The sequence below is a fragment of the Pseudomonas sp. NFACC25 genome (assembly GCF_900100935.1).
Lineage (GTDB): Bacteria > Pseudomonadota > Gammaproteobacteria > Pseudomonadales > Pseudomonadaceae > Aquipseudomonas > Aquipseudomonas marginalis.
Map to the genome: position 1 here is coordinate 126,055 of NZ_FMUC01000001.1, position 24,990 is coordinate 151,044.

Sequence of the window (24,990 nt, forward strand, 5' to 3'; positions counted from 1 at the left end):
CTGGATCATGGCAAACAGGTTTTCGCGTGAACATGCTTGTTGTGGCCTTATTTCGGTGAAATCACCGCCTCCGCCTCGATTTCGATCAACCACTCCGGCAACGAAAGCCCACTGACAATAATCCAGGACGACGGCGGCGGGTTATGGGGGAAGCGCTCACGCAGCGCCTGGGCGATGAGCTCCTGCTGATCACGTGCGGATTCGACGATATACAGCCGCAGCATTACCACATGGGACAAGTCACCCTCGACCTCGGCCAGGATTTTTTCGATATTGTCCAACGCCGTATCGGTTTGCTCGGCAATGCCTGGACCGACCGTACGCTCCTGGGCATCCACACCTACCTGGCCGGAAAGCAGAATACGCCGGCCATCAGGCACTTCGATGGCTTGGCTGAAGCCGTATTGCAGGGAGTTGAATACGCTCTTGGGATTGATGACCTTGGGTTGCATGACGAGTCCTTGTTGTCGGTAGAAGTGCAAGGCTAACGTTAAAAGTCTTACGTCTCCAGGAGAGGACTTTGGGTGATGAAGATGAGCAGGTCCATCGGACCGCTCTTACGCAGCTTTCGGGTTGCGTCTGATCAACCTCGCCGCCGCCCTTCGCGGGTCGCTGCACATTCAGAGAAGGGGTGTGGAAGCCCGAACTCCCATCATGTGGAAGTGATTAGGGCCGCTGCGCAGCCCCACGCGGGACAAGCCCCCTCACCACAGAGGGAGTTCCCCCATTTGCTCTTCAACAGGCCGTGATAAATACGCTGACGCTACCAACCGCCCATCGCCAGGCTGAACGGCGAAAACTCCGCGAACTGCCAGCGCAAGGCCAACGCCGCCGGGCGGCGGACCACGTGGTGCACGGTCACCGTCCAGAGCCGCTGCGCGCCCTCGAAGCGGGCGACTTCAGGGCCGTCGAGGATCAGCGAGGTATGCCCGGCGATCTGCAGCACATCCCCCGTTTCAAAGTTGATAAACAGCAGCCCCGCCACCGGGTTGGCCGCCAGGTTGCCCAGGGTGTTGAAGAACAGGTTGCCGGCAAAGTCCGGGATGGTCAGCACGTCGCCATCCACGCGCACGAAGCCGGTATTACCGCCGCGATGGGAGACGTCCACCGAGCGTTCGCCGTCGACCTCCACGTAGCTGGCGACGAAGAAGGTGTCGGCGTTGCGGATCATGCTTTCGGCAGCGGCGTCCAGGCCGTCAAGACGCTCGACCCGGGTGCCGGGTTTACGCGCAATCCCATCGACCGGCCGCAGCTGGATGTATTTGGGGCAATTGCCGTAGGTCTGCACCACGTCGACCGACAGGCCCTCGTGATCGAGCGCGCCGATACGCCCATTCATGCGGTTGCGCCGCCGGGTGTTGAGGTCGATACCCAGCAGACCCACGGCAGCGCCCTTGTGCAAGGCGGCGCGGGCCGGGTCGCTGGCAGAGGGCAGGCTGTCAATCTGCAACGTATAAGGGTCGGGAGAGTGGACGAACCCCGGCGCGCCTTCAATCAGGGTCGCCCAGGGAATCCCCTGTTCATCCACCACGCCAAGCACCAGGTAGGGCAACAGCGGATAAAAATCCCGATGCTGCTCCGGCAGGTGATCGCGTATCACCTTGGGCCCGACCACCGCCATGCGCTCGGCCACGCCGACCGCTGCTTGTAACTGCCGTTCGCCGGCATGCCAGGGGGATTGTTCAATAGGGTTCATGGTGATCACCTCCAGTGGGTTGCCCCCATGCTGCGCCTCGCCAGCCAAACGCAGAATACCCAGCCCAGGCAATCCACTGTTACGCCAACTGAAATGCCGGATGCTCACGCAGCGCCGCCACGCAATGATCGACAAAACTGCGCACACGCATCGGCCCATGGCGCCCTTCGCCGTACACCACATGCACCGGCAGGGGCGCTGGCTCATAGCCCTGCAGGACGCGGCGTAACTGGCCGCTGAGCAGATGCTCATGCAGCGGATAGCTCAAGCAACGCACCAGCCCCGCGCCCTGCACCGCCGCATTGATCGTGCCTTGCACCGTGGCGCAACTCAGCCGCGCGCGGGCCTTGAGCTGGCACCCCTGGAACGCCCAATGCACCGGGTCGGCAGTGGCGATCAGGCGATGCCGCTTGAGGTCGTCCGGGTGTCGGGGTTCGCCGTGCGCCGCGAGGTAAGCGGGACTGGCGCAGAGGATCTGCCGCACGTGCCCGACCGGCCGCGCGATCAGTGAGGAACTGGGCAACTCGCCGACCAGGATCGCCACGTCCAGCCCCTCTTCGTGCAGGTTGGGGTAATAGTCGTGGTAGTGGGCGGTGAGCTGCACCGCCGGATAACGATCCATGTAGCTGGCCAACAGCGGCGCCATCACATAGCGGCTGAACAGCAACGGCATGAACACCCGCAGATTGCCCTGGACCTGTACATGCAAGCCGTTGGCCGAGGCTTCGGCGGCGTCCACGGCGGCCAGCAGCCGCACGCAGTCGGCCATGTAGACAGTGCCCGTGTCGGTAAGGCTGACACCCCGCGTGCTGCGTTGCAGCAGCGGTACGCGCAGGCGTGCTTCCAAGCGGGCAATCGCACGCATCAACGTCGGCGCCGAGACCTGGGCTGCCCGTGCGGCCGAGGCCAGGCTCGGTTGCTCGGCGAGCGCGGCAAACAGCTGCATATCGCGATAACGCTCCATCAACTGCGCCGCTTCATCGCCGGATTCAAGGCCGTGTCCTGGCCCAGGCGATGGCTGAGGAAATCCACAAAGGTGTGGATCTTGGCCGGCACGCGCGCGCTTTTCTGGAACACCACCTGGATCGGCAACGGGGCCGGCTCGAAGTCCTCGAGGACAATTTCCAGCTCACCGGCCGCCACCGCGGCCGCGACCTGATAGGACAGCACCCGCGTCATCCCCCAGCCCAGGCGCGCCAGGTTGATCGCTGCGTTATTCGCCGAGACCACCAGGCGCGGTTCGATCGGCACCGTCAACGGCTGGCCGGCGTCGACAAACGCCCATTCACTCACCAATCGGCTGGAGGACAGGCCGACGACCTGCGCCGCAGGCAATTGCCCGGGGTGCAGGGGGCGGCCGTGCTGGTCGAGATAGCCGGGCGAGGCGCAGACCACCCGACGCACCTCGCCCACCTTGATCGCCTGTTGCCCCGGCTCGTGCAGATGGCCGATGCGCACGGCCACATCGATGCCCTCGTCGCTCAGGTTGACCACCCGATCCACCAGCAAGGCATTGATATTCACCAGCGGAAAACGGTCGAGGTATTCGCCCAGCACCGGCGCCACATACAGCTCGCCAAACAGTACCGGTGCGGTCACCGTGAGGTGGCCGCAGGGGATCGAATAACTGCCCGCCGCCGCTTCTTCGGCTTCGTCCAGCTCGGCGAGGATGCGCCGGCAATCTTCGAGATAACGCTGGCCGGCCTCGGTCAGGTGCAGGCTGCGGGTAGTGCGCGCCAGCAGCTGGGTACCGATGCGCGCTTCCATGGCGGCGATGGCCCGGGTCACGCTGGGGGGCGAGGTGTTCAGGCGGCGCGCTGCGGCGGCAAAGCCCTCCTCCTCGGCCACCGCCAGGAACACCTGCATTTCGTGAAATCGGTCCATCGATGCGCCTCAGCAACGTTAATGTGATTGCAACCCTACCGCCGTACGCGGCATGCCCACAAATCCCGGCAAGGCCTCGATGCTGGCAAGCCAGGCGCGCACCTTAGGGTAGTCGGCCAGCGACACATTGCCTTCCGGCGCATGGGCCACGTAGGTGTAGAACGCAATATCGGCGATGCTCGCTTGCTCCCCCGCCAGGAAGCGGGTTTCGCTCAGTTGCTGCTCCACCAGTGCCAACAAGCCATGGGCACGGCTGATCGCCGCCGCCGCATCCACGTCGGCACCGAACACCACGGCCAGCCGTGCGGTGGCGGGCCCGGCGTGCAGCTCGCCGGCGGCCGCCGACAGCCAGCGCTGTACGCGCGCCTGCCCCACCGGGTCGCTTGGCAACCATTGGCCCTTGCCGTATTTCGTGGCGAGGTAGACCAGGATCGCGTTGGAATCCGCCAGTACGGTGCCGTTGTCGTCAATCGCCGGGACCTGGCCGAAACGGTTGATGGTCGCAGTGAAGTCAGCGCTTTTATGCGCGCCTTGCTTGAGGTCCACCAGGATGAACTCGCTGGGCAACCCCAGCAGGGACAGCATCAGCTCGGCCCGATGGGAATGGCCGGACAAGGGGAAACCATAGAGTTTGATCGCAGGCTGGGACATGTAAGGCTCCAAAGGGTGGGGTTTTGACACCGGCATGTTCCACCGCTGCGCCGACCACTGGAATCACCAGCTTTTACAATCCAGCATTTCAGCGGGTGAAACAATCACTCGCCAAACAGTTCGACGATCAACGCAAACAGCGTGGTCTTCACCGCACTGTCCAACGTGGTCCAGGCCAACCCCGTGCGCGCCTGGAACGCCCCCAACGCCAGTGGCCGCGACACGCAATTGGCCGGCAACGCCCGCGCGGCCTGCTGCGGCAGTACGCCGACGCCCAACCCGGCGCAGACCAGCGCGAGCATGGTGGTGAACTCGCCCAGTTCGGACGCGATCTGCAAAGGGATGCCCACGGCCTGGATAAATTCGTCGTAGAACCCGGGCGCATAGCGCCGCGCAAGGATGTACACCGGCACGTCGAGCAGGTCGCCGGGCTGGATCGACGCCTGGGCGGCCAGCGGATGATCCATCGGCAGGGCCACGCAGAACGGCTCGCGCAGCACCACGCGGGTTTGCACCCCGGGGTAGGCGGCGGGCAGGCGCATCAGGCCGAAATCCAGGCGATCATTCTTCAGCGCGGCGGCTTGATCGGGGCCGGGCATGTCCTTGAGTTCCAGCTCGATCCGCGGGTAGCGCTGATGCACCGTGCGGATCAACGCGGGTAACAGGTGCGGCAATACCGACGACACAAAGCCCAGGCGCACCCGGCCGATTTCCCCCCGGTTGGACGCCCGCGCCGCCTCCGCCGCCCGAGCGGCCTGGTGCAGGGTCGCCTGGGCTTCGGGCAGGAACACCCGACCGGCATCGGTCAAGGTCACCGAGTGGCGATTGCGGTCCAGCAGGCGTACGCCCAGGCCAGTTTCGAGCAGCTTGATCTGCATGCTCAGGGCCGGTTGCACAATCGACAACTGCGCCGCCGCCCGGCCGAAATGCAGCTCCTGGGCCAGTACCACAAAGGCGCGCAAGTGCTTGAGTTCCATCGAGCCTCCCCGGTTATCACCGATATTGATCAGCCGATCATAAATAAACATTGGACCTGCGCCCTATACCGGAGTGAAGTTAAGCCCATCAGCCAATGTTTTGATTATCACAAGCGCGTCCGGAGAAACCTGCCCATGCAAAGCGTTCTAGACACCTTTCGCCTCGATGGCCGGCTGGCGCTGGTCACCGGTTCCAGTGCCGGTATCGGCCTGGCCATCGCCCGAGGCCTGGCCCAGGCCGGTGCGCGAGTGGTGCTCAACGGGCGTAACCGCAGCACCCTGCGCGACGCCGCCGCGCTGCTGACCCTCGAGGGCCTGGAGGTGCACACCGAGGCCTTCGACGTCACTGACAGCGCGGCGATCCAGGCCAGCGTGGCCGCTATCGAGGAACGCCTCGGGCCCTTGGACATCCTGGTCAACAACGCCGGCATGCAGCGCCGTGGGCCGCTGGAAGACTACAGCGAGCAGCACTGGCGCGAACTGATCAGCACCAACCTCGACAGCGCCTTCCTGGTGGGCCAGGCCGTGGCGCGGGCAATGATCCCGCGCAAGCGGGGGCGCATCATCAATATCTGTTCGGTGCAAAGTGAATTGGGCCGCCCGGGCATCGCGCCGTATGCGGCGAGCAAAGGTGCGTTGAAGATGCTCACCAAGGGCATGGCCATCGACTGGGGCCCCCACGGGCTGACAGTCAACGGTATCGGCCCCGGCTACTTCAAGACCGAGTTGAACGCCAACCTGGTGGCCAACCCCGAATTCAGCGACTGGCTGGTGCAACGTACGCCGAGCCGACGCTGGGGCGACGTCGCTGAGTTGGCCGGTGCGGCAGTGTTCCTGGCCAGCGATGCCGCGAGTTTCGTCAACGGTCATATCCTCTATGTCGACGGTGGCATCACCGCGTCGCTGTAACCCTGGAGAACCTTATGCACGCCATTGTCTGCCACGCCTCAAAAGACCTGCGGGTCAGCCCCCAGGACGAACCCCACAGCCTGGGCCCCGAGCAACTGCGCGTGCGCATCGCCCGCGGCGGCATCTGCGGCTCGGACTTGCACTATTACCAGCACGGCGGCTTCGGCACTGTGCGCCTGCGCGAGCCGATGGTGCTCGGCCACGAAGTCTCGGCAGTGATCGACGCCGTGGGCTCCGACGCCGGCCGGTTCAAGGTCGGCCAACGCATTGCCGTATCGCCCTCGCGCCCGTGCGGTGCTTGCCGTTATTGCCATCAAGGCCTGCCCAACCACTGCCTGGACATGCGCTTCTACGGCAGCGCGATGCCCTTCCCGCATGTCCAGGGCGCGTTTCGCCAGAGCCTGGTGATCGAGACGCACCAGGCACATCTTTTGGCCGATCATGTCAGCCTCGCCGAAGGTGCACTGGCCGAACCGCTGTCGGTGGGGTTGCATGCGATCCAACGGGCCGGCGCGGTATTCGGCAAGCGCGTGCTGGTGACCGGTTGCGGCCCCATCGGCAACCTGCTGATCGCCGGCCTGCGCGCCGCCGGTGCGGCTGAAATCGTCGCGGTGGACCTGTCCGCCAGCGCCCTGGCCTGCGCGGAAAAAATGGGCGCCACGCGCACCCACAACATTGCCGACGGCATCGACGCGCTCAAGCGCTACACCGCCGAGAAGGGTTACTTCGAGGTGATGTTCGAAGTCTCCGGCAGCGCCCAGGCCCTGCGTAACGGCCTGGACTGCATCGCCCCGCGCGGCGTGCTGGTCACGGTCGGCTTGGGCGGTGAGGTGTCGCTGCCGCTGAACCTGCTGGTCAGCCGCGAGATCGACCTGCGCGGCACCTTCCGCTTCCACAGCGAGTTTGCCCAGGCGGTGGACTTGCTCAATCGCCAGGTCATCGACGTACGCCCGGTGATCTCCCACACGCTGCCGTTTGAGCAGGCGGTGCAGGCGTTTGAATTGGCGGCTGACAAGACTCAGGCGATGAAGGTGGTGTTGGATTTTGGCGTGGCGGATCAGCCTTGAACCTGTGACGAGCCCTTCTGGTCAGCAAGATTCTTGTGGCGAGGGCGCTTGCTCCCGTTGGGACGCGAAGCGGCCCCAGCTCTTATCAAACTTAAAATAACTCACTGATTTTAAAGGGTTAAAGTTTCACACTGAAGTCTTGAGCCCTGCATAAATAATTTCAGGCGAGCGCATTCTTGTGGTGAGCGGGCTTGTCGAATCGTCGCACCGCCCGCGTTGGGCTGCGCAGCAGCCCCAAAACCAGGCGCAGAGGAGTGTCTGATACACCACATTTGTCTTCATCAGGGGCGCTTCGCACCCCAACGCGGGCGGTGCGACGATTCGACAAGCCCGCTCGCCACAGAGGTCCCAGTTTGCTGCGCGACAGCGCGGCGCCGAAGACGGGGTGGGGCCTCCATCACCACAGAAAACCCCTTCGCCAAATGAACGCTTAGCGCTCTTGCAAGCGCTCACGCAAAAACCGGTGGCTCCTGGAAAACAACCGCCGATACGTCAGCAACACCGCCCCCACCGTACCCAACGCCGACGACGCGGCAATCAGGAACATGATCACGATCTGATAGCGCACCGCGTCCACCGGGCTTTCCCCCGCCAGCACCTGGCCGGTCATCATGCCGGGCAGGCTGACAATGCCGACCACGGTCATCTGGTTCAGGGTCGGGATCATCCCCGCGCGTACCGCCTGGCGGATCGCTTCCTGCGCCGCCTCCCAGCGTGAGCCGCCGAGGGCCAGGATCATCTCGATGGTGTTGCGCCCCGAGGTCAGTTCCTGGGTCATGCGTTCGATCCCCAGGGACACGCCGGTCAGGGTATTACCGAGGATCATGCCGAGGATCGGGATCGCGTACTGCGGCTCGTACCACGGGTGGATGCGGATCACCGCAAACAAACCCACTGCCGTCACCAGCCACGAACTGCCCCACACCGACAGGATGCTGTCGACCCTTTGCCCACGGTACGTCCTGCGCCCGCGCCCCGCCGCCGACAGCCCGGCGATCAGGGTCATTGCGCCCATCAACGGCAGCACCACATACCAGTAGGCGAACGCGAACACCCAGCCCAGCAGGTAACCGATGGCCAACAGTTGCACCACGGTACGCACCGCCGCCCACAGCAACTGGCGGCCCAGGCCCAGGCGCAGCAGCAGGGAGAGCGCACCGTTGACCAGGATCAGCGAAGCGGCGATGCCCATGTCCAGGGCGGTGAGGTTTTGATAATTCATGGCTGGGTCGCCTCGCTCAACACGCCGGCACTCATGTGCAAGTGGATGTCGCTCATGCGCCGCGCCTGATCGAGGTCATGGGACACCCAGACATAGGCGCGGGCGTTATCACCGGCAAACCAGGCACTGATCAACGTTTCCACATCGCCGGATGAGGTGGGGTCGAGGGCGGCGGTGGGTTCGTCCAGCAGCAGCACCTCGGGGTTGAGTTGCAGGGTGCGGATCAGCGAGACCACCTGGGCCTCGCCGCCCGACAGGTCCAACGCGTTCCTGGTCAAAAAATCGGCTGCCTTGCCGGCATGCCCCAGCAACGCGGTCACCGCTTGCGGGTCGAAGCGGCGCTGGCGCAGGGTCTTGAGGCTGAAGGGAAAGCGCAGGTTGTCCTCCACCGTGCCTTCGAGCAGCGCGGGGCGTTGGGAGAGGTAGCTGATATGGCTGCGGTAATGGGGAATCTCGGCATTGGCAATCGGCTGGCCGTTCCACAGGACCTGCCCGCTGGTGGGCGCATCCAGCAGCGCCAATGCCCGCAGCAATACGCTTTTGCCGGAACCGGAAGCGCCGGTGATCGACACGCGGTCGGCGCGGTTCAAGGTGAAATCCGTGGGCTGCAGCAACGGCACCTGCCGGCGTTCGTCCATGCGCGTGAGGGCGCGGGTTTCGATCAGTGCACTCATGGACGCGGTGTTCCTCTTAAACCTGTTGGGCGCAATGGTGCGGCAGGCGCGGGAAGTTTTCATGAAAAAATTCAAACTATCGCCACCCACGTCGTTCAGAACTTCAGGTTCAACGTTAAGTAGGAGACGACATGCAATACCGACAACTGGGCCATTCGGGCCTGCTGGTATCCGAAATCATCCTCGGCACCGTGCCCTTTGGCGGTCGCGCCGAGTTTGAAAAATGCGGATCGGTAGACGTGCCCCAGGCCAGGCGCATGTTCGATATCGCGTTCGACGCCGGGGTGAATATGGTCGACACCGCCGACCTCTACTCCCACGGACTGGCCGAAGAAGTGGTCGGCAAAGCCTTGGGCGACAAGCGCAACGATATCCTGCTGGCCACCAAGGGCCGTAGCCCCGTGGACAACAACCCGAACAACTCAGGCTCGTCGCGCTATCACCTGATTCGCGCGTGCGAAGCGAGCTTGAAGCGCCTGGGCACCGACCATATCGACCTCTACCAATTGCACAATTGGGACGGCATGACCCCCATCGAGGAAACCCTCGAAGCCCTGCGGCTGTTGGTTGGCTCAGGCAAGATCCGCTACTTTGGCACCAGCAACTTCACCGCCTGGCAGATGATGAAAACCCTCGGCAAGGCCGAATTGCACGGCATGCTCAAGCCCATCACCCAGCAGATCTACTACACCCCGGAATCCCGCGAGGCCGAGTACGAGTTACTGCCCCTGGCCCTGGACCAGCACGTGGGGACGCTGGTGTGGGGGCCGATGGGCGAAGGCCTGCTGACCGGTTCCACCCGGCGCGGGCAGCAGCCACCGGCCAATACCCGTCAGGGCAGCGGCTGGCCCGAACCCTACGTGCATGACCAGGAACGTGCGCTGGACATCATCGAGACCCTCGCCGCCGTGGGCGATGAACAGGGCGTGTCAGTGGCGCGCACCTGCCTGGCCTGGCTCAAGGACCGTCCGGGAATTACCTCGCTGATCGTCGGCGCCCGCACGGAAGCGCATCTGCGTGACAACCTGGCGGCCACGGAATTGAAACTCACCGATGAACAGTTCTCGCGTATTGAAGCGGTGACACGGCGCCAACCGTTGTACCCGTACTGGCATCGTTTTACTGCCGGGATTGATCGCTTCGACCCGGCAGAACAGCCGTTCCTGGCCGAGCACCAGAAGACCATGGATGCACGCAAGGACAAATAATCCAGAACAGCGTACCTGTGGCGAGGGAGGTGCCACTACCTCTTCGACGTAGCGCTGTCGCGCAGCAAACTGGGACCTCTGTGGCGAGCGGGCTTGTCGAATCGTCGCACCGCCCGCGTTGGGGTGCGAAGCGCCCCTGATGGAGACAAATGTGGTGTATCAGACACTCCTCTGCGCCTGTTTTTGGGGCTGCTGCGCAGCCCAACGCGGGCGGTGCGACGATTCGACAAGCCCGCTCACCACAAGAATGCGCTCGCCTGAAATTATTTATGCAGGACTCAAGACTTCAGCGTGAAATTTTATCCCTTTAAAATCAGTGAGTTATTTTAATCTTGATAAGAGCTTGTTCCCTCACCACAGGTTACTTTTTCCCCTTTCTACGTCTTCACTGACTGGCATGAGGGCAAATCCCCCTCCCACATTTAATCCCGTCCCCCCCAAAAAAGGAGTACGGCTTCGATCCCAAGCCCGATTTGCAATCAAACGCCGCAGTGCCTATATTTCCCGCCTGGCGCTCTCTACGCCACCTTCCGCGGAAAGGGCTGCGCCCAGGACAATGAAGCTCTACCTCATTTCTACGACTCCCAACCTTAAAGCGGAAAAGGTTTGTGCAAGGAGATCGTATGTCGCAACGCCCCGTATCCTCCAACACCGATGGCCGTCTCAACCTTGAGCAGCAGCGCAAGCGCGCCAAGGAACTGTTGCGCCATCTGAAAGCCCAGGACCCCGGCGCCACCCTGTCCCAAGCCCAATGGCAGATCGCCAGGCAACTGGGCTTCAGCAGTTGGCCCAAGCTCAAGGCCCATGTCGACGCCATTGACTTCGCCGCCCGCCATCCCGACTTTGCCGCCAGCGACGAAGCACGCACCACCCACTGGCGCTGCGGCAATGACATTGCCCACAGCCTCCAGGTGGCCGGGTTCAAGGGCCGCTTCCAGATGCTCACCGACCCGCTGTGCATGGGCCCGGTGCGCGACGTCCCCGCCGCAGAATTCCGCGCCCTGCGCAGCGCGTTCATCAGCCAGGCCTTTGCTCTGCCCTTAGCGGACGTCACGCGCCGCGTCGACGATGAATACGATCAGCTGGAAACCTTGGCCAGTGCCGAGCACAGCGTGCTGTGGTGCGAGGCGGACGCCTATGACCAGTTGTTCCTGATGCGTGCCCTGGCCGGCCTGGAGCAGGCACCGTCCAGGCTGGAGCTGATCGAGGTGGATCGTATTCCCGGTGTCGAGCGTTTTATCGGTATCGGCCAACTGGCGCCCGATGTATTGGCGTGGCTCTGGCCACAGCGGCGCCTCATCGGTGACGATGCCGTGCACCTGGCCAAACAGGCCTGGTCGGCCTATTGCGACAGCTCACCGACCCGGCTGGCGGCGCTTGCCCATGGCCAACACCCCGCCCTGCCGTTGCTGGCGCCGGCGCTGTTGCGTCAGTTGCAGGAGTTACCGGGCACCCAGGACGGCCTGTCGCTGACCGAACGCCTGGCCCTGACCTACCTCGCCGAAGCCGGGCCGCTGCCGTTTGGCCGTGTGTTCGCCGAGCTGATGGCCAGGCGCGACCCGCTGCCGTTCCTCGGGGACATGATGTTTCATGCGCTGTTGCGGCCGTTGATCGATGGCGAGCAGCCGTTGCTGACGGAAACCGAGACGCATCTGGACTGGCCCCGCCGCACGTTGTCGCTGACCCCCTTGGGCTATAGCGTGCTCAACGGACAGGCGTACTGGCTCGACCATGCCAGCCACGAACGCTGGGTGGGCGGTACATGCATCAGGCCCGGCCAACCGCACTGGATGATTGATGAGGCCCTGCGCCCCCAGTACAGAACACCGTAAAAAACAGCCCGCCGTGCATCACCCACGGCGGGCTTTTTCACAACCGCCGGCGCTTACGGCAACGGCTCGAACTTCAATGCGCTCAAGCTCTGCACCTTGTCCTCGCGGAACATCTTGTATTCGGTGTTCGGGCCGATCCAGCGGTCCCAGATCGCATCGATCTCCCCGGCCTTCTCCATCGCCATCAACGACTCATTGACCTTGGCCAGAAACGCCGGCTCATCGCGGCGCATGCCGGCACCGATCGGTTCGAGGGCCATCGGCTCCTTGGCCAGGGCCAGTTCGACACCACTGGCCTTGGCCTGGTTGACCAGTTTCAGCGCGGTCATGGTGTTGGTCACCAGGCCCACCACCTTGTTCTGTTGCAACGCCATGTAGGCCGAGCCGGTGTCCTGGAAGGTCACCGGGGTGGCCCCGGCAAGGCGGATCGACTGCTCGGAGGTGGAGCCCTTGGTGGAGCTGATGCGCTTGTCCTTGAAGAAGCTTTTCGGCTGGTCGGCATTCGCCGCGCGCACCACCAGGGTTTCCTTGGCGATGTAGTACGGGTCGCTGAACTGGATCTGTTCGGCGCGGGTCTTGGTGTAGGCCAGGTTGGCGAAGATCACGTCGACGCGACCCATTTTCACTTCGGGAATCCGCGCTTCAACCGACAGCGGCTTGAGTTCCAGGGCCACGCCCATGGTCTTGGCCAGGGCCTTGCACAGGTCCACGTCCATGCCCACCAGCTCGCGGGTTTTCGGGTCCGGCGCGGAGAATGGCGGCACGTCGGCGTAGACGCCGCAGCTCAGGGACTGCTTGGCCAGGATGTCGCTCAACTGGTCGGCCTGTGCGACGGCGATCGCCAATGGCCCCAATGCCAGTGCGGTAAACAGATGCTTCATACCCATGGGAAATCTCCAGAAAGTTGGACCAGCAAAAATGGCAGAGGGAGCAAAGCCGCCGCAGCTCAATGGGCCCGCAGGTCGGCGATAAAACGTTGCGCTCGCGGGTGCGAAGGCTGGGTGAAGAACGCATCGGGGCTGCTCTTTTCCAGAATCTGCCCCGCGTCCATAAACCAGATGGTGTCGGCCACTTCGCGGGCGAAGTTCATCTCGTGGGTCACGCACATCATGGTCATGCCGTCCTTGGCCAGGCCCTTCATCACGCTCAGCACTTCACCGACCATTTCCGGGTCGAGGGCGCTGGTGGGCTCGTCGAACAGCATCACCGGCGGTTCCATCGCCAATGCCCGGGCAATCGCCACGCGCTGCTGTTGGCCGCCGGACAACTGCGCCGGGTAAGCACCGGCCTTATGGGCCAGGCCGACGCGGTCGAGCAATTCCATGGCCTTTTGTTTGGCAGCGGCGCCCTTGAGGTTGCGCAGCTTGTTCGGCGCCAGGGTGATGTTTTCCAGCACCGACAGGTGCGGGAACAGGTTGAAGCTCTGGAACACAAACCCCACGCGGCTGCGCAGGCGGTTGATCTGCGCGTCGGTGCCGTGCACGTCCTGGCCATCGAACAGGATCTGGCCGGCCTGGATGTCTTCCAGGCGGTTGACCGTGCGGATCAGCGTCGACTTGCCAGAACCCGAGGGGCCGCACAGCACCACCACTTCACCGGGTTGCACCTCGGCGGTGATGTCGGTAAGCGCCTGGTACTCGCCGTACCATTTATTGATTTTCGAAAACATGATCATTGGATGCATGAGCGCAGCCCTCTTCAATTATCGGTGGTCAGCAACGGACCGCCCGCCACGGTTTGCCCGCCATCGCCCAGGCGCTTGCGGGCAATGCGTTGCTCCACCCAACCGGCCAGGCGGGTCAGGCCGAAACACAGCAGGTAGTAGATGATCGCCAGGATGAAAAACACCTGGAACGGCTTGGTCAGCAGCTGGTTGTTGACCTGGTTGGCGGCGAAGGTCACTTCCTGCACGTTGATCACGTAGCCCAGGGAGGTTTCCTTGATGATCGAGATGAACTGGCTGATCAGGCTCGGCAGCGCGTTGTACAGCGCCTGGGGCAGGATCACCCAGACCGTGGTGCGCACATAGCCCAGGCCCAGGGCGCGGGACGCCTCGTACTGCCCGGCCGGCAGCGCCTGGATGCCGCCGCGAATGATTTCGCACAGGTAGGCGCTCTGGTAGATCACCAGGGTGCAGAGCATGGTCATGAAGCCGGTGATGTTATGGCCGATCAGCAACGGCACCAGGAAGTAGGTCCAGAAGATCACCATCAGCAACGGGATGCCACGCAGCACATAGACCCACACTGTCGCGACCCAGTACAAGCCCTTCCACGGCGACACCCGCGCCAAGGCCAGCAGCAGGCCGAACGGGAACGCCAGCAGCAACGCCAGCGCCGCCAGGATCAGGGTACTGACCAGGCCACCCAGCGGGCCGTGGGGGTATTGGCCGATCAGGAACAGCGTCCAGTTCTGCTGCACGATTGAAAACATATCGAACATCGCGGTCTACCTCGCCAGGGCTTTGCTGAAGTGACGGGCGAGCAATGCCCCGGCGCCCATCAGCAGCAGTGAAAACACCAGGTAGAAAACCGTGGCCACCAGGTACGACTCAAAGGTGCGGAACGTGTAGTTCTCCACTTCGCGGCTGGCGTAGGTCAGTTCCATCACGCCGATCGCCATCGCCAGGCTGGTGTTCTTGAACAGCAGCACGGTGTGGTTGATCAGCGACGGCAGGCAGTTGCGCACGCCCTGGGGCAGGATCACGTAGCGCATCGAACGCACGTAGCCCAGGCCCAGGGCCCTGGACGCTTCGGTCTGCCCGGCGGGAATGGCGCGCAGGCCGCTGCGCATGTCTTCACAGAAATACGCAGCCTGGCACAGGCCCAGGGCGATCACCGAGAACAGGTATTCAGTGTTGTGGTTGGCCAGCCACAGTTGCGTGGACTCGCCAAGCAGCGTCGGCACGCCGAAGTACCACAGCATCAGTTGCACCAGGGTCGGCACATTGCGGTGGTACGACACATACCCCGCCACCAGGCGGTCGGCCAGCTTGTTACCGGTCAGGCGCACCGTGACCAGTGTCAGCGCCAGCAGCATCGCCAGCAGCCAGGCGAACAGCGCCAGCTGCAAGGTCATTTCGATGCCCTTGACGATCAGCTCGGCATACTCGCCTTGCAGAATCGCGGCCAAATCGAAGTCTTGCTTCATGGTCAATCCCTATCGGCATTGGGCTAGGGCAGAAATCAAAATCACCCGGCGTGGCCGTGGCGGGATGCAGCGCTGACGGATCGATCCGTTCTTTTGCCGGGGCTCGGATTCAGCCCTGGTAGTCCTGGGGCCGGGCGGTGGAAAGCCCGCCCGGCACCTGCAAGGTCGGGGTGATTTCCATGTGCCCGATGTTGACCGCAATCGGCGCGGCAATCGCGAAGGCGATGGCATTGGCGATGTCCTCGGCCTGGGGCAATTCAAAGCCCTCGACGAAGCGCTTGTAGGTGGCTTCGGAATCGCCGTGCACGTGGGCAAAAATATCCGTGGCGACCCGACCCGGGCAGATCTCGGTGACCCGCACGCGCTTGCCGAACGCATCGATGCGCAACTGGCGCGAAAGCATGCTCACGGCGGCCTTGGTCGCGTGGTAGGTGGAGTTGCCGCCAAAGTTGTAGGCCGCCGCAATCGAACTGATGTTGATGATGTGCCCGCAGTCGCGCTCGACCATGCCCGGCAGCGCCAGGCGCGCCAGGTGCAGCACGGCGCGCAGGTTGACGTCGATCAGCAGGTCGATGCCGTCGGCGTCGGCCTTGAGCAGGGAGCCAGGCTTGTCGACGCCAGCGTTGTTGACCAGGATGTCGAAGGTGTTTTCGGCGAACAGTCTGGTCAGCCCGGCAAGGTCGGTGACATCGACGGCATGGGCGATGCAGCCGGTCCTGGCCGCCAGTTCCTGCAACTTGTCGGCGCTGCGGGCCAGGGCATGCACCTGCACGCCTTCCTGGCACAGGCGCTCGACAACGGCGGCGCCGATGCCGGAGGAAGCTCCGGTGACCAGCGCGGTTTTGTAGTCGGAAAATGGCATGGGGTGGTCCTTGTGCTACGGGTTATGGTTCGACTCTATCCAGCCTTCGGGCGCTGGACCAAGACGCAATGGTTGTGTGGCGATAAGGCCTGCTTATGACGCGGCCAGCAGCTGGGAAATCGGCGTGATGCGACCGCCCAGTTGCTCGATTTCGGCGCGAATGGTGCGCGCCAGTTCGACCGCGCCGGGGGTGTCGCCATGCAGCAGGATCGAATGGGCCGGCACCCGCAGCACCTTGCCGCTGAGGGCGGTCACGGTGCCCTCCTCCAGTAACTGCCGCACCCGGCGCAGCACCGCTGCCGGCTCCTTGATCACCGAACCGTCGACCTTGCGCGGCACCAGCAGGCAATCGTCGTCATAGGCGCGGTCCGCGAGAAACGTGGTGGCGACGCGCAGGCCGCACTTCTCGGCCGCGCCCTCGATGGCGCGGCTGCTGGAGGAGCTGATGATCAGCGTCGGGTCAAACGCCGCCACCGCCCGCACCAACGGCTCCGCCAGCGCCGCATCGGCGGCGGCCATATTGCCCAGGGCGCCGTGGAAGCTCATATGGGTCATGGGATGGCCGTTGACCGCCGCGATCCCGGCGAGCGCGCCGAGCTGGTAGATCACATGGGCGGCGAGTTCCTTGATCTCGATGTTCATCTGCCGACGGCCAAAGCCCATCAGGTCCGGGAAGCCCACATGCGCCCCCAGGTCGATGCCGCCGGCCTTGGCCAGGCGCACCGTGTTGTCCATGATCAACGGGTCGCCGGCATGGAAACCGCAGGCGACATTGGCCGATGAAATCAGGTGCATCAGCGCCTCATCCTCGCCCATGCGCCACGGGCCGAAGCCTTCGCCGAGGTCGGCGTTCAAATCAATCTTCATGCGGGGTACTCCACACCAAGGAAGGCTTCGCCGTAGCCGACGGTGGTGCCGCACGGCACGCGCACATCGACGACCCGTGCGGCGCGGGGCGCGCGCAAGGGCAACAGCAACTCACCCACTTGCAGCAGCGCGACCAGTTGCCCGGCGCTGAGCTGATCGCCCACCGCCACGAACGGTTGATCCAGTTGGGGGTGGGTCAGCAGCAAGCGGCCCAGGCCGGTGGTGCGCAGCACCTGGTCTTCAACCACGGCCACGGCAGGCGCCGCAACAGCGCCGGCCGAGGCGCCGCGCTTGAGCGTCAGGTGCACACCGGGGCGGCTCATTTCGGCACCGGCCAGGTGGTGCTCCTTGAGCCACAGCGCCAATTGGCGAATTTCCTCAAGGGTCATGCTTTCACTCCTTCACGGTGCAGTTCCAGCAGGCGGCTGACTTCCCGCAGATACGCGCGATTGGTTTCCAGGGCCTCGACGGCCTCCAGGTAGCTGCACTCGATAAAGCGCACCTTGCCGCCGATGGGCGCCTGGCCCAGGCGCCACAGGTCGGCCTCGATCACACTGCCGAACTTGGGGTAGCCGCCGCTGGGCTGGGCGTCACGCATCTGGATGATGGGCTGGCCGCCGTGGGGCACCTGGATCACCCCCGGCACGATGCCGTGGGAGCGAATTTCCATCGGTGCAATGGGCAGCAGCGGCTGGCCTTCCATTCGGTAGCCGTAGCGATTGCTCTGGGTGGTGATCTTCCATTCACCGGCCCAGAACGCCGCGCGGGAGGCCTCCTGGAAGCGCTCGTATTCGGCGGCGGGCAACACGCGCATGGCAGGCACCCCATCAACCTGCAACGGCAGCGCCAGGCCTGGCGCCAGCACCCCAACATCCAGCGGCAACGGGCTGATACCGGGGTGCAGTGCCCCCAGCCGATCACCCTGTTGCAGGGCGCGGCCGTCGAGGCCACCGAACTCGCCGCGCAATTGAGTGCTGCGCGAACCCAGCACCGACGGCACATCCACCCCGCCCGCCAAACACAGATAGGCACGGCTGCCAGACGTCGGATAGCCCAGGTTCAAGACCTGGCCTTCGCGGCCCTGGCACACCCAGTTCGGTGGCAAGGGCTGGCCGTCCAGGGTGGCGTCGCAAGCGGCGCCGGTCACCGCAAAGGCACAGTCCTGCAGCAGCCGTACCTCGAACGGGAACAGCGGTATTTCAATCGCGGCGGCGTCTTCGGGATTGCCCAGCAACAGGTTGCCCAAGGCCAGGGCCAGGTGGTCCATGGCGCCCGATGTGCCCACGCCATAACCCAGGCTGCCGAAGCGGCCGAAGTCCTGCACGGTGGCCAGGGCGGTGGCCGATAAAATCTCGATCATCGAATGATCCTCTCGATGCGCAAGCGCAGGAAATCACCCGGCCGCAAGATCGCGGGCGGGGTTTGGGCGGGGTCGAAAAACGCCATTTCAGTGCGGCCGATGGTGTTCCAGCCGCTGGGGCCGGCCGAGGCGGACACCCCGGTCTGCACCCCGCCAATGGACACCGAGCCCGCCCCGATAGTCAGCACCGGCACCTGGCGCCGTGGCGTGGCCAGGCGCGGGTCCATGCCGCCGAGGTAGCAATAACCGGGGTGGCTGCCCAGGGCGTACACCGGGTACAGCGGTTCGCAGTGCAGGTTGGCGATGGTCTCGATATCCAACCCGGTGTGGGCGATCACGTCCGCCATATGCGGGCCGAACTCGCCGCCGTACACCACCGGCAATTCGACAATGCGCCCCTCCAGAGGCAGCGGCTGGCTCTGTTCCCAGGCTTCCAGCAGGCGCTGGCACAGGCCGTTCAGTTCACGGGGCGGCGTGAGGAAGGTGAGCATCAGGTTGTTCATGCCGGGCACGGCTTCGTGGATCTCGGGCCATTCGCCGGCTTGCAGGGCCAGGCGCCAGATGCGCTGCTGCGGGGCCAGGTCCAGTTCGCCCGGCGCCTCGAAGAGCAAGGCGCTGGAGCCCAGCAGGCTGATGACAGGGGCGATGTTCATGTCGGACTCCTTTGCTGCAACCAGCGCTCCAGGTGATGAATATCGACGCCGCCGGCGCAGAACGCCGGGTCATCCAGAATCTCGCGGTGCAAAGAAATGTTGGTGGTGATGCCCTCCACGACCATCTCGCTCAGGGCCAGGCGCATGCGCGCCATGGCGTCTTCGCGCGTGGCGCCGTGGGTGATGACCTTGGCCACCATCGAGTCGTAGTACGGCGGCACGCGGTAGCCGGTGGTGACATGGGAATCGACCCGCACACCAAAGCCGCCGGGCACTTCCCAACGCTGGATCAGGCCGGGGGTCGGCATAAAGGTCAGCGGGTCCTCGGCGTTGATGCGGCACTCCAGGGAGTGGCCGTTCAGTTGAACGTCCTCCTGGCGCACGCTGAGCACTTCACCGCGGGCCATGCGCAGTTGCTGCTGGACGATGTCGATGCCGGTGGTCATCTCGGTGACCGGATGCTCCACTTGCAGGCGCGTGTTCATCTCGATGAAGAAGAACTCGCCGTCCTCATACAGAAACTCGAAAGTGCCCACGCCGCGATAGCCGATGCGGCGGCAGGCCTCGGCGCAGCGTTCGCCGACCGTGGCGATCAGCGCGGGATCGATGCCCGGCGCCGGCGCTTCTTCCAGGACTTTCTGGTGGCGGCGTTGCAGGGAACAGTCGCGGCAGCCGAGCCAGATCGCATGGCCATGGGCATCACACAGCACCTGGATTTCCACGTGCCGGGGGTGGCCGAGGAATTTCTCGATATACAGTTCAGGGTTGCCGAACGCCAACCGCGCTTCTTCGCGAGTGAGACCGATGGCCGCCAACAACTCGGCCTCTGCCTGCACCACGCGCATGCCGCGACCGCCGCCGCCACCGGCGGCCTTGACGATCACCGGGTAACCGATGTCGGCGGCGATGGCGAGGATGCTCGCATCGTCGCTCGGCATGCTCGAATCCGGCCCCGGCACGCACGGCACACCGGCTTCACGCATGGCGCGCTTGGCTGCCACCTTGTCGCCCATGGTGCGAATGCATGCGGCGCTCGGCCCGATAAAGGTCAACCCGGCCGCTTCGATGCGCTCGGCAAACCCGGCGTTTTCCGACAGGAACCCGTAACCGGGGTGGATCGCCTGGGCACCACTGACCCTGGCGGCAAACAGCAGCGCCGTCTGGTTCAAGTAGCTCAGGCCCGGTGCGGCCGGACCGATGCACAGCGACTCATCGGCGTTTTGCACATACTGCGCATGGCGGTCCGCTTCGGAGTGCACCGCCACGGTCTTGATACCCAGGCCGTGGCAGGCACGCGCAATGCGCAGGGCGATTTCGCCACGGTTGGCGATCAGCACTTTGTCGAACATTGAATTCACCTGAATAACGAATACGCGTGGGGGTCAACCGAGCCGGAAGAGGGCCTGGCCCGCTTCGACTTCGACGCCGGCCTGGGCAAGAATCTCAACCAACTTGCCGGCAACCTTGGCCTTGACCGGATGGAACATCTTCATCGCCTCGATCACCGCCACGGTCTGACCGGCTTCGATCGCTTGGCCCACGCTGACGAACGGCGCCTCACCCACGGCGGGCGTCAGGTGCAGGACGCCATAGAGGCTGGCCTTGATCTCCACGGCGGCGCTGGCCACGGGGGTTGCGGGTGTTGGCGCTGCGGTCACGGTCGGTGCGGCGCCGGTGATCACCTGACCTGCCTGCTTGAACAGCCGCAGCGTGTTGTCGCCTTCGGTCAGGCTCAGTTCCAGCAGATCGGATTCGGCCAGCAAATCCATCAACCCCTTGATACGTGCTGAATCCATGTATGGCCCCTGCCTGTCGAGCGTGTCTTGAGTGGATGGGCCCAATCTACCGAGCCCCTCGAAAAGCGGCCAAGACGCTTTGGCTTTGGGGTGATAAGCCGACCTTATGACCGCTCAAATCAGGCTGCCACGCATCTTCGCCACCAGCTCCAGCAGGATCGCCTTGACCGCCTGGGCCGGCACCGACAACGGCAAATGCCCCGACAGGCACAGCGCCAGCGGCGCCTCCACCTCGGGTTCGACGATGCGGCACATGTGCACCGAAGTGGCCGCCACCATCACCCGCGCCGACGACTCCGGCAGGATGGTCGAGCCGAAATGGTCAGCCACGGCGGCGGTCAGCGTGGTCGAGGATTCAATTTCGGCCACCACCCGCGCACTCAGGCCGATGCGCAGGAAGGCTTCGTCCACCAGCCGACGCATCACGTTGTAGGGACGCGGAAGCAGCATGTCCATGTCGGCCAGTTCGGCCAGGGGCACTTCTTCACGCGTGGCAATCGCCGGGTCGGCACTCACCAGGTACAGCGGCTCGCGCAACAGCGAGACAAAACTCAGGCCATGCACCTCGCGCCCGCCATACAGCACGGCCATGTCCATACGGCCGTTCATGATCAGCTCGCTCAAGGTGGTACCGAAATTTTCATTGAGGTACAGCAGGATGCCAGGGTGGCGCTCACGCACGGTGCGCAGCAACGGCAACGACAGCGCCGACGCCGCAGTACCCGGCGCCAGCCCCACCGACACCTGCCCGGACAACGCCTGGCCGGTGGCATTGATATCGCTCTGGGCCTGCTCGCACTGACGCAAAATAATCTGCGCATGCCCATACAACACCTTGCCCGCCTCGGTCGGCGTGACGCCGCGCTTGGTGCGAATCAACAGCTGCTGTTGCAGCTCGGCTTCCAGGGTTGCCAGTTGTTGGCTCAACGCCGGTTGCGCCACATGCAGTACATCGGCGGCCTGGGTCATGCTGCCGATGTCGACCAGTTTCACGAAATACTTCAGGCGGCGCAGGTTCAAAATGGCGATGCTCATGTAATGGACAAGTGATGCCTTAAATGTGGGAGGGGGCTTGCTCCCGATGAGGCAGTGTCAGTTGATGCATCTGTGACTGACATACTGCTATCGGGAGCAAGCCCCCTCCCACATTTGGTTTTGCGTACACCTGGCAGGTTTGCAAAAGACAGGCCATCCGTATAACCAGCCATAAGGCTTTGCTATGGCTGTCCCTGATCTCCGATCCAAGGCACCCGCCCGGAGCAGCCAGGACTGGACGCACCGCAACAGTGCAACCCCAGCCATAAGCACTGCCTATCAAACCAGAACGAACTCATCTTATGGCGCCCTTCCCCGCGCCTCGTACTGTGGCCCCTGTCAACGCCATCAACGAGGAACGCCCGTGACTGCCTCCCGCATCGCCGCCCGTGTGCAACGCATCAAACCATCGCCCAGCAGCGCCGCGTCCGACCGCGCCAACGAGCTGCGTCGCCAGGGCCAGTCCATCATCAACCTGGTGGTGGGCGAGCCGGATTTCGATACGCCACCCAACATTCGCCAGGCCGCCAGTGCCGCCATCGAGCGCGGTGAAACCCGCTACACCCAGAACGCCGGTACCCCGGAGCTGCGCCAGGCCATCGTCGACAAGCTGGCACGGGAAAACGCCCTGATCTACACCGCCCAGCAGGTGCTGGTGACCAGCGGCGCCAAAAGTGCGATCTTCAACGCCTTCGCCGCCACTCTCGGCGCCGGCGATGAGGTGCTGATCCCGGCGCCGTACTGGGTGTCGTACCCGGACATGGTGCTGGCCTGCGAAGGCGAGCCTGTGACCCTCGCCTGCCCGGAACACAACGGCTTCAAGCTGACCCCAGGCCAGCTGCGCGCGGCGATCACCCCGCGTACCCGCTGGCTGCTGCTCAACTCCCCCAGCAACCCCACCGGCGCCAGCTACAGCCACAGCGAATTGCGCGCCCTGGCCGATGTGCTGCTGGACTATCCCCATGTGCTGCTGATGACCGATGACATCTACGAGCACATCCGTTTCGACGGCCTGGACAACCCGCATATCCTCGCCATCGAGCCGGCCTTGAGCGAGCGCAGCCTGGTGGTCAACGGCGTGTCCAAGACCTACGCCATGACCGGCTGGCGCATCGGTTACGCCGCCGGCCCCGCCGACCTGATCGGCGCCATGGCCACCCTGCAATCGCAGTCCACCAGCAACGCCTGCTCGATCAGCCAGGCAGCGGCGGTGGAAGCGCTCAACGGCGACCAGAGCTTCGTCAAGCAAAGCGTGTTGGTCTACCAGCAACGCCGCGACCGCTGCCTGGAGCTGCTCAATGCCATTCCCGGCCTCAGTTGCCGCAAGCCCGATGGTGCGTTCTACCTGTATGTGAATTGCGCTGGCCTGCTGGGTAAAACCACGCCCGAGGGCAAGGTGCTGCACACCGACAGCGACGTCGTGATGTACCTGCTGGAAAGCCAGGGCGTGGCGGTGGTGGCCGGCACGGCGTATGGCCTGGCGCCGTTTTTCCGTATGTCGATCGCCACCGCGATCGCTACTCTCGACCAGGGCTGTGCACGCATCGCCACCGCCGTCACCGCGTTGCGCTGAGGGCCGACCATGACCGTGGCAGCCCACCCGCCCTTGAGTTTCCAGCAAGCCTTGCTGGCCATGCTCGGCATCTCCCTGGTGCTGATGCTCTCGGCACTCGACCAGACGGTGATCGGCAACGCCTTGCCGAGCATCGTCGCCGAACTCGATGGATTTGAACTCTACGCGTGGGTGGCCACCGGTTACCTGTTGGCGTCCATCGTCACCATTCCGATTTTCGGGCGGCTGGGGGATTACTACGGGCGCAAGCCGTTCGTGCTCGCCGCCACGTTGATTTTCACCCTGGCCTCCCTGGCCTGCGCCGTGGCCGATGACATGCGGGTGCTGGTGATCGGCCGCGCCTTGCAAGGCGTGGGCGGCGGCATGCTGATCGGCACCGCGTTCGCCTGCATTCCCGAACTGTTTCCCGATACCCGTCAACGCCTGCGCTGGCAAATGCTCTTGAGTGCGCTGTTCAGCGTGGTCAATGCCATCGGCCCGGGCCTGGGGGGTTACCTGACCGGCGCCTTTGGCTGGCGCTCGGTGTTCTACCTCAACCTGCCCCTGGGGTGCCTGGCGCTGTTGATCGCCTGGCGCTTTCTGCCCTGGTACCGCCCGCAGCAGCGCAGCGGCATTCGCCTGGACTGGCCCGGCGCGCTATTGATCGCTCTGGCCCTGGGCAGCCTGCAGCTATTTGTGGAGTGGCTGGGGCATTCGAGCCTGGCGTTGAGCGCCGCCCTGGGCCTGGGCTGCATGGCCGCGATCAGCGCGCTGTGGCATTGGGAGCGGCGTTGCCCCCATGCGCTGTTGCCGGCGGCGCTGTTCAGTTTGCCGAGCCTGCGATGGTTGTTCGCACTGTCGGTGGCGGCCGGCGCGATCATGTTTTCGCTGTTGTTCTACCTGCCGCTGTTGCTGCAAGGCGCCTACGGCTACTCGCCCCAGGACGCCGGCCTGTTGATCACGCCGCTGGCGTTGAGCATCACCTTGGGGGCCATCGTCAACAGCCGCATCGTGACCCGTTTGCGCAACCCCAACCATTTGCCTCTGGCAGGCTTTGTCGCACTGCTGCTGGCGTGCCTGGGCCTGGCGGTGGTCGGGCGCGGGGCCGCGTTCAACCTGCTGCTCGGTTTGATCCTGCTGGCCGGCCTGGGGCTGGGATTTATCCTGCTCAACCTCACGGTCTTCACCCAGACCCTGGCCGAACGGCAGTTCCTGGGGATTGCCACGGCGCTGACCCAGTCCCTGCGCCTGGTCGGCGGGCTGCTCGGCACTGCGGGCATGGGGGTGCTGGTCAACCTGCTGTACAGCGCCAATGTGCAGCGGGTGTTTCTCGCCGCGAATCACGCCGAGGGCATTGCCGCGTACGCCGATCCGCAAACGCTGTTGCATGCCAACCTCGACGCCTCGCCGTGGCTGAACCTGGCCCGGGATGCCCTGGCGCAGTCCGTTGGCGTAGGCCTGTTGCTGTGCGCCGGGATCGGCGTGCTGGCGCTGTTCATCCTGTACCGCTTGCCGCCGGTGCGACTGCATGTCGTGCCGGCCACCGTTGCTCCTGAAACACCTGCTCCTGAAAACAAATAGAAAACCTTCACTGC

26 protein-coding genes are annotated in these 24,990 nt (G+C 64.1%); 6 read left to right on the plus strand and 20 right to left on the minus strand.

Annotated elements, in window-relative coordinates:
• Positions 1-47 precede the first annotated feature (47 nt).
• From BLQ09_RS00580 to BLQ09_RS00605, 6 genes are all read right to left on the minus strand, one after another.
• Positions 48-452 (minus strand): RidA family protein, encoded by a 405-nt coding sequence (locus BLQ09_RS00580; protein ID WP_092354680.1) that lies wholly within the window; start codon positions 450-452, stop codon positions 48-50.
• Between the two features lie 311 nt (positions 453-763).
• Positions 764-1,696 carry a pyridoxamine 5'-phosphate oxidase family protein gene (locus tag BLQ09_RS00585; protein ID WP_092355463.1) on the minus strand — a complete coding sequence of 311 codons (933 nt, stop codon included), beginning with the start codon at positions 1,694-1,696 and terminating at the stop codon, positions 764-766.
• Between the two features lie 79 nt (positions 1,697-1,775).
• Positions 1,776-2,660: a LysR family transcriptional regulator gene (locus BLQ09_RS00590; protein ID WP_092354683.1), complete on the minus strand. Its 885-nt coding sequence runs from the start codon at positions 2,658-2,660 to the stop codon at positions 1,776-1,778.
• Complete coding sequence (locus BLQ09_RS00595; protein ID WP_092354686.1) at positions 2,660-3,580, minus strand: LysR family transcriptional regulator; 921 nt, start codon at positions 3,578-3,580, stop codon at positions 2,660-2,662. The genes BLQ09_RS00590 and BLQ09_RS00595 overlap by 1 nt, the downstream gene beginning before the upstream one ends.
• An 18-nt stretch (positions 3,581-3,598) precedes the next feature.
• Entirely contained in the window at positions 3,599-4,231 is a 633-nt protein-coding gene (locus BLQ09_RS00600; RefSeq protein ID WP_027606144.1) for a glutathione S-transferase family protein, read from the minus strand.
• A 104-nt stretch (positions 4,232-4,335) separates the two neighbouring features.
• Entirely contained in the window at positions 4,336-5,208 is an 873-nt protein-coding gene (locus BLQ09_RS00605; protein ID WP_027606143.1) for a LysR family transcriptional regulator, read from the minus strand.
• Positions 5,209-5,343: 135 nt separating this feature from the next.
• On the opposite strand from BLQ09_RS00605, the gene BLQ09_RS00610 reads away from it, so the two are divergent.
• Together BLQ09_RS00610 and BLQ09_RS00615 are read left to right on the plus strand one after the other, a co-directional pair.
• Positions 5,344-6,117 (plus strand): glucose 1-dehydrogenase, encoded by a 774-nt coding sequence (locus tag BLQ09_RS00610; protein ID WP_092354689.1) that lies wholly within the window; start codon positions 5,344-5,346, stop codon positions 6,115-6,117.
• A gap of 14 nt (positions 6,118-6,131) precedes the next feature.
• Positions 6,132-7,184 (plus strand): L-idonate 5-dehydrogenase, encoded by a 1,053-nt coding sequence (locus BLQ09_RS00615; RefSeq protein WP_092354692.1) that lies wholly within the window; start codon positions 6,132-6,134, stop codon positions 7,182-7,184.
• Positions 7,185-7,614: 430 nt separating this feature from the next.
• Here BLQ09_RS00615 and fetB read toward each other — a convergent pair whose 3' ends face one another.
• Positions 7,615-8,406 (minus strand): ABC transporter permease, encoded by a 792-nt coding sequence (fetB, locus tag BLQ09_RS00625; RefSeq protein WP_027606140.1) that lies wholly within the window; start codon positions 8,404-8,406, stop codon positions 7,615-7,617.
• Positions 8,403-9,080 (minus strand): ABC transporter ATP-binding protein, encoded by a 678-nt coding sequence (locus BLQ09_RS00630; RefSeq protein ID WP_092354696.1) that lies wholly within the window; start codon positions 9,078-9,080, stop codon positions 8,403-8,405. The genes fetB and BLQ09_RS00630 overlap by 4 nt, the downstream gene beginning before the upstream one ends.
• 131 nt (positions 9,081-9,211) lie before the next feature.
• Between BLQ09_RS00630 and BLQ09_RS00635 the strand changes: the two genes are divergently transcribed.
• A complete protein-coding gene (locus tag BLQ09_RS00635; protein ID WP_027606138.1) occupies positions 9,212-10,288 on the plus strand; it encodes an aldo/keto reductase in 1,077 nt (358 codons plus the stop codon).
• A 623-nt stretch (positions 10,289-10,911) separates the two neighbouring features.
• Entirely contained in the window at positions 10,912-12,120 is a 1,209-nt protein-coding gene (locus BLQ09_RS00640; RefSeq protein WP_092354699.1) for a DUF1835 domain-containing protein, read from the plus strand.
• A 53-nt stretch (positions 12,121-12,173) separates the two neighbouring features.
• On the opposite strand, the gene BLQ09_RS00645 is transcribed toward BLQ09_RS00640, so the two are convergent.
• The 12 genes from BLQ09_RS00645 to nac form a co-directional block, all read right to left on the minus strand.
• Entirely contained in the window at positions 12,174-13,007 is an 834-nt protein-coding gene (locus BLQ09_RS00645) for an ABC transporter substrate-binding protein (RefSeq protein ID WP_092354702.1), read from the minus strand.
• A gap of 59 nt (positions 13,008-13,066) precedes the next feature.
• Positions 13,067-13,795 carry an amino acid ABC transporter ATP-binding protein gene (locus tag BLQ09_RS00650; protein WP_169899070.1) on the minus strand — a complete coding sequence of 243 codons (729 nt, stop codon included), beginning with the start codon at positions 13,793-13,795 and terminating at the stop codon, positions 13,067-13,069.
• 23 nt (positions 13,796-13,818) lie between these two features.
• Complete coding sequence (locus BLQ09_RS00655; protein WP_092354705.1) at positions 13,819-14,562, minus strand: amino acid ABC transporter permease; 744 nt, start codon at positions 14,560-14,562, stop codon at positions 13,819-13,821.
• A gap of 6 nt (positions 14,563-14,568) precedes the next feature.
• Positions 14,569-15,270, minus strand: a complete 702-nt coding sequence (locus BLQ09_RS00660) for an amino acid ABC transporter permease (RefSeq protein WP_065940245.1) — start codon at positions 15,268-15,270, stop codon at positions 14,569-14,571.
• Positions 15,271-15,379: 109 nt separating this feature from the next.
• Entirely contained in the window at positions 15,380-16,132 is a 753-nt protein-coding gene (locus BLQ09_RS00665) for an SDR family oxidoreductase (protein ID WP_092354708.1), read from the minus strand.
• Between the two features lie 93 nt (positions 16,133-16,225).
• On the minus strand, positions 16,226-16,999 hold the full coding sequence (locus BLQ09_RS00670) for a LamB/YcsF family protein (protein WP_027608102.1): 774 nt from the start codon (positions 16,997-16,999) through the stop codon (positions 16,226-16,228).
• Positions 16,996-17,388 (minus strand): biotin/lipoyl attachment domain-containing protein, encoded by a 393-nt coding sequence (locus BLQ09_RS00675; RefSeq protein WP_027608101.1) that lies wholly within the window; start codon positions 17,386-17,388, stop codon positions 16,996-16,998. Before BLQ09_RS00675 ends, BLQ09_RS00670 begins: the two co-directional genes overlap by 4 nt.
• Positions 17,385-18,359 carry a 5-oxoprolinase subunit C family protein gene (locus BLQ09_RS00680; RefSeq protein ID WP_092354711.1) on the minus strand — a complete coding sequence of 325 codons (975 nt, stop codon included), beginning with the start codon at positions 18,357-18,359 and terminating at the stop codon, positions 17,385-17,387. The genes BLQ09_RS00675 and BLQ09_RS00680 overlap by 4 nt, the downstream gene beginning before the upstream one ends.
• Positions 18,356-19,012 carry a 5-oxoprolinase subunit PxpB gene (gene pxpB / locus BLQ09_RS00685; protein ID WP_092354714.1) on the minus strand — a complete coding sequence of 219 codons (657 nt, stop codon included), beginning with the start codon at positions 19,010-19,012 and terminating at the stop codon, positions 18,356-18,358. The genes BLQ09_RS00680 and pxpB overlap by 4 nt, the downstream gene beginning before the upstream one ends.
• Positions 19,009-20,361 carry an acetyl-CoA carboxylase biotin carboxylase subunit gene (gene accC, locus BLQ09_RS00690; RefSeq protein WP_092354717.1) on the minus strand — a complete coding sequence of 451 codons (1,353 nt, stop codon included), beginning with the start codon at positions 20,359-20,361 and terminating at the stop codon, positions 19,009-19,011. The genes pxpB and accC overlap by 4 nt, the downstream gene beginning before the upstream one ends.
• Positions 20,362-20,394: 33 nt before the next feature.
• Positions 20,395-20,808 (minus strand): acetyl-CoA carboxylase biotin carboxyl carrier protein, encoded by a 414-nt coding sequence (locus BLQ09_RS00695; RefSeq protein WP_092354720.1) that lies wholly within the window; start codon positions 20,806-20,808, stop codon positions 20,395-20,397.
• 114 nt (positions 20,809-20,922) lie between these two features.
• On the minus strand, positions 20,923-21,828 hold the full coding sequence (nac, locus tag BLQ09_RS00700) for a nitrogen assimilation transcriptional regulator NAC (protein WP_027608096.1): 906 nt from the start codon (positions 21,826-21,828) through the stop codon (positions 20,923-20,925).
• Between the two features lie 379 nt (positions 21,829-22,207).
• On the opposite strand from nac, the gene BLQ09_RS00705 reads away from it, so the two are divergent.
• Both BLQ09_RS00705 and BLQ09_RS00710 read left to right on the plus strand, forming a co-directional pair.
• Positions 22,208-23,416 (plus strand): aspartate transaminase, encoded by a 1,209-nt coding sequence (locus BLQ09_RS00705; RefSeq protein WP_092354723.1) that lies wholly within the window; start codon positions 22,208-22,210, stop codon positions 23,414-23,416.
• A gap of 9 nt (positions 23,417-23,425) precedes the next feature.
• Positions 23,426-24,976 (plus strand): MFS transporter, encoded by a 1,551-nt coding sequence (locus BLQ09_RS00710; protein WP_092354727.1) that lies wholly within the window; start codon positions 23,426-23,428, stop codon positions 24,974-24,976.
• Positions 24,977-24,990 lie beyond the last annotated feature (14 nt).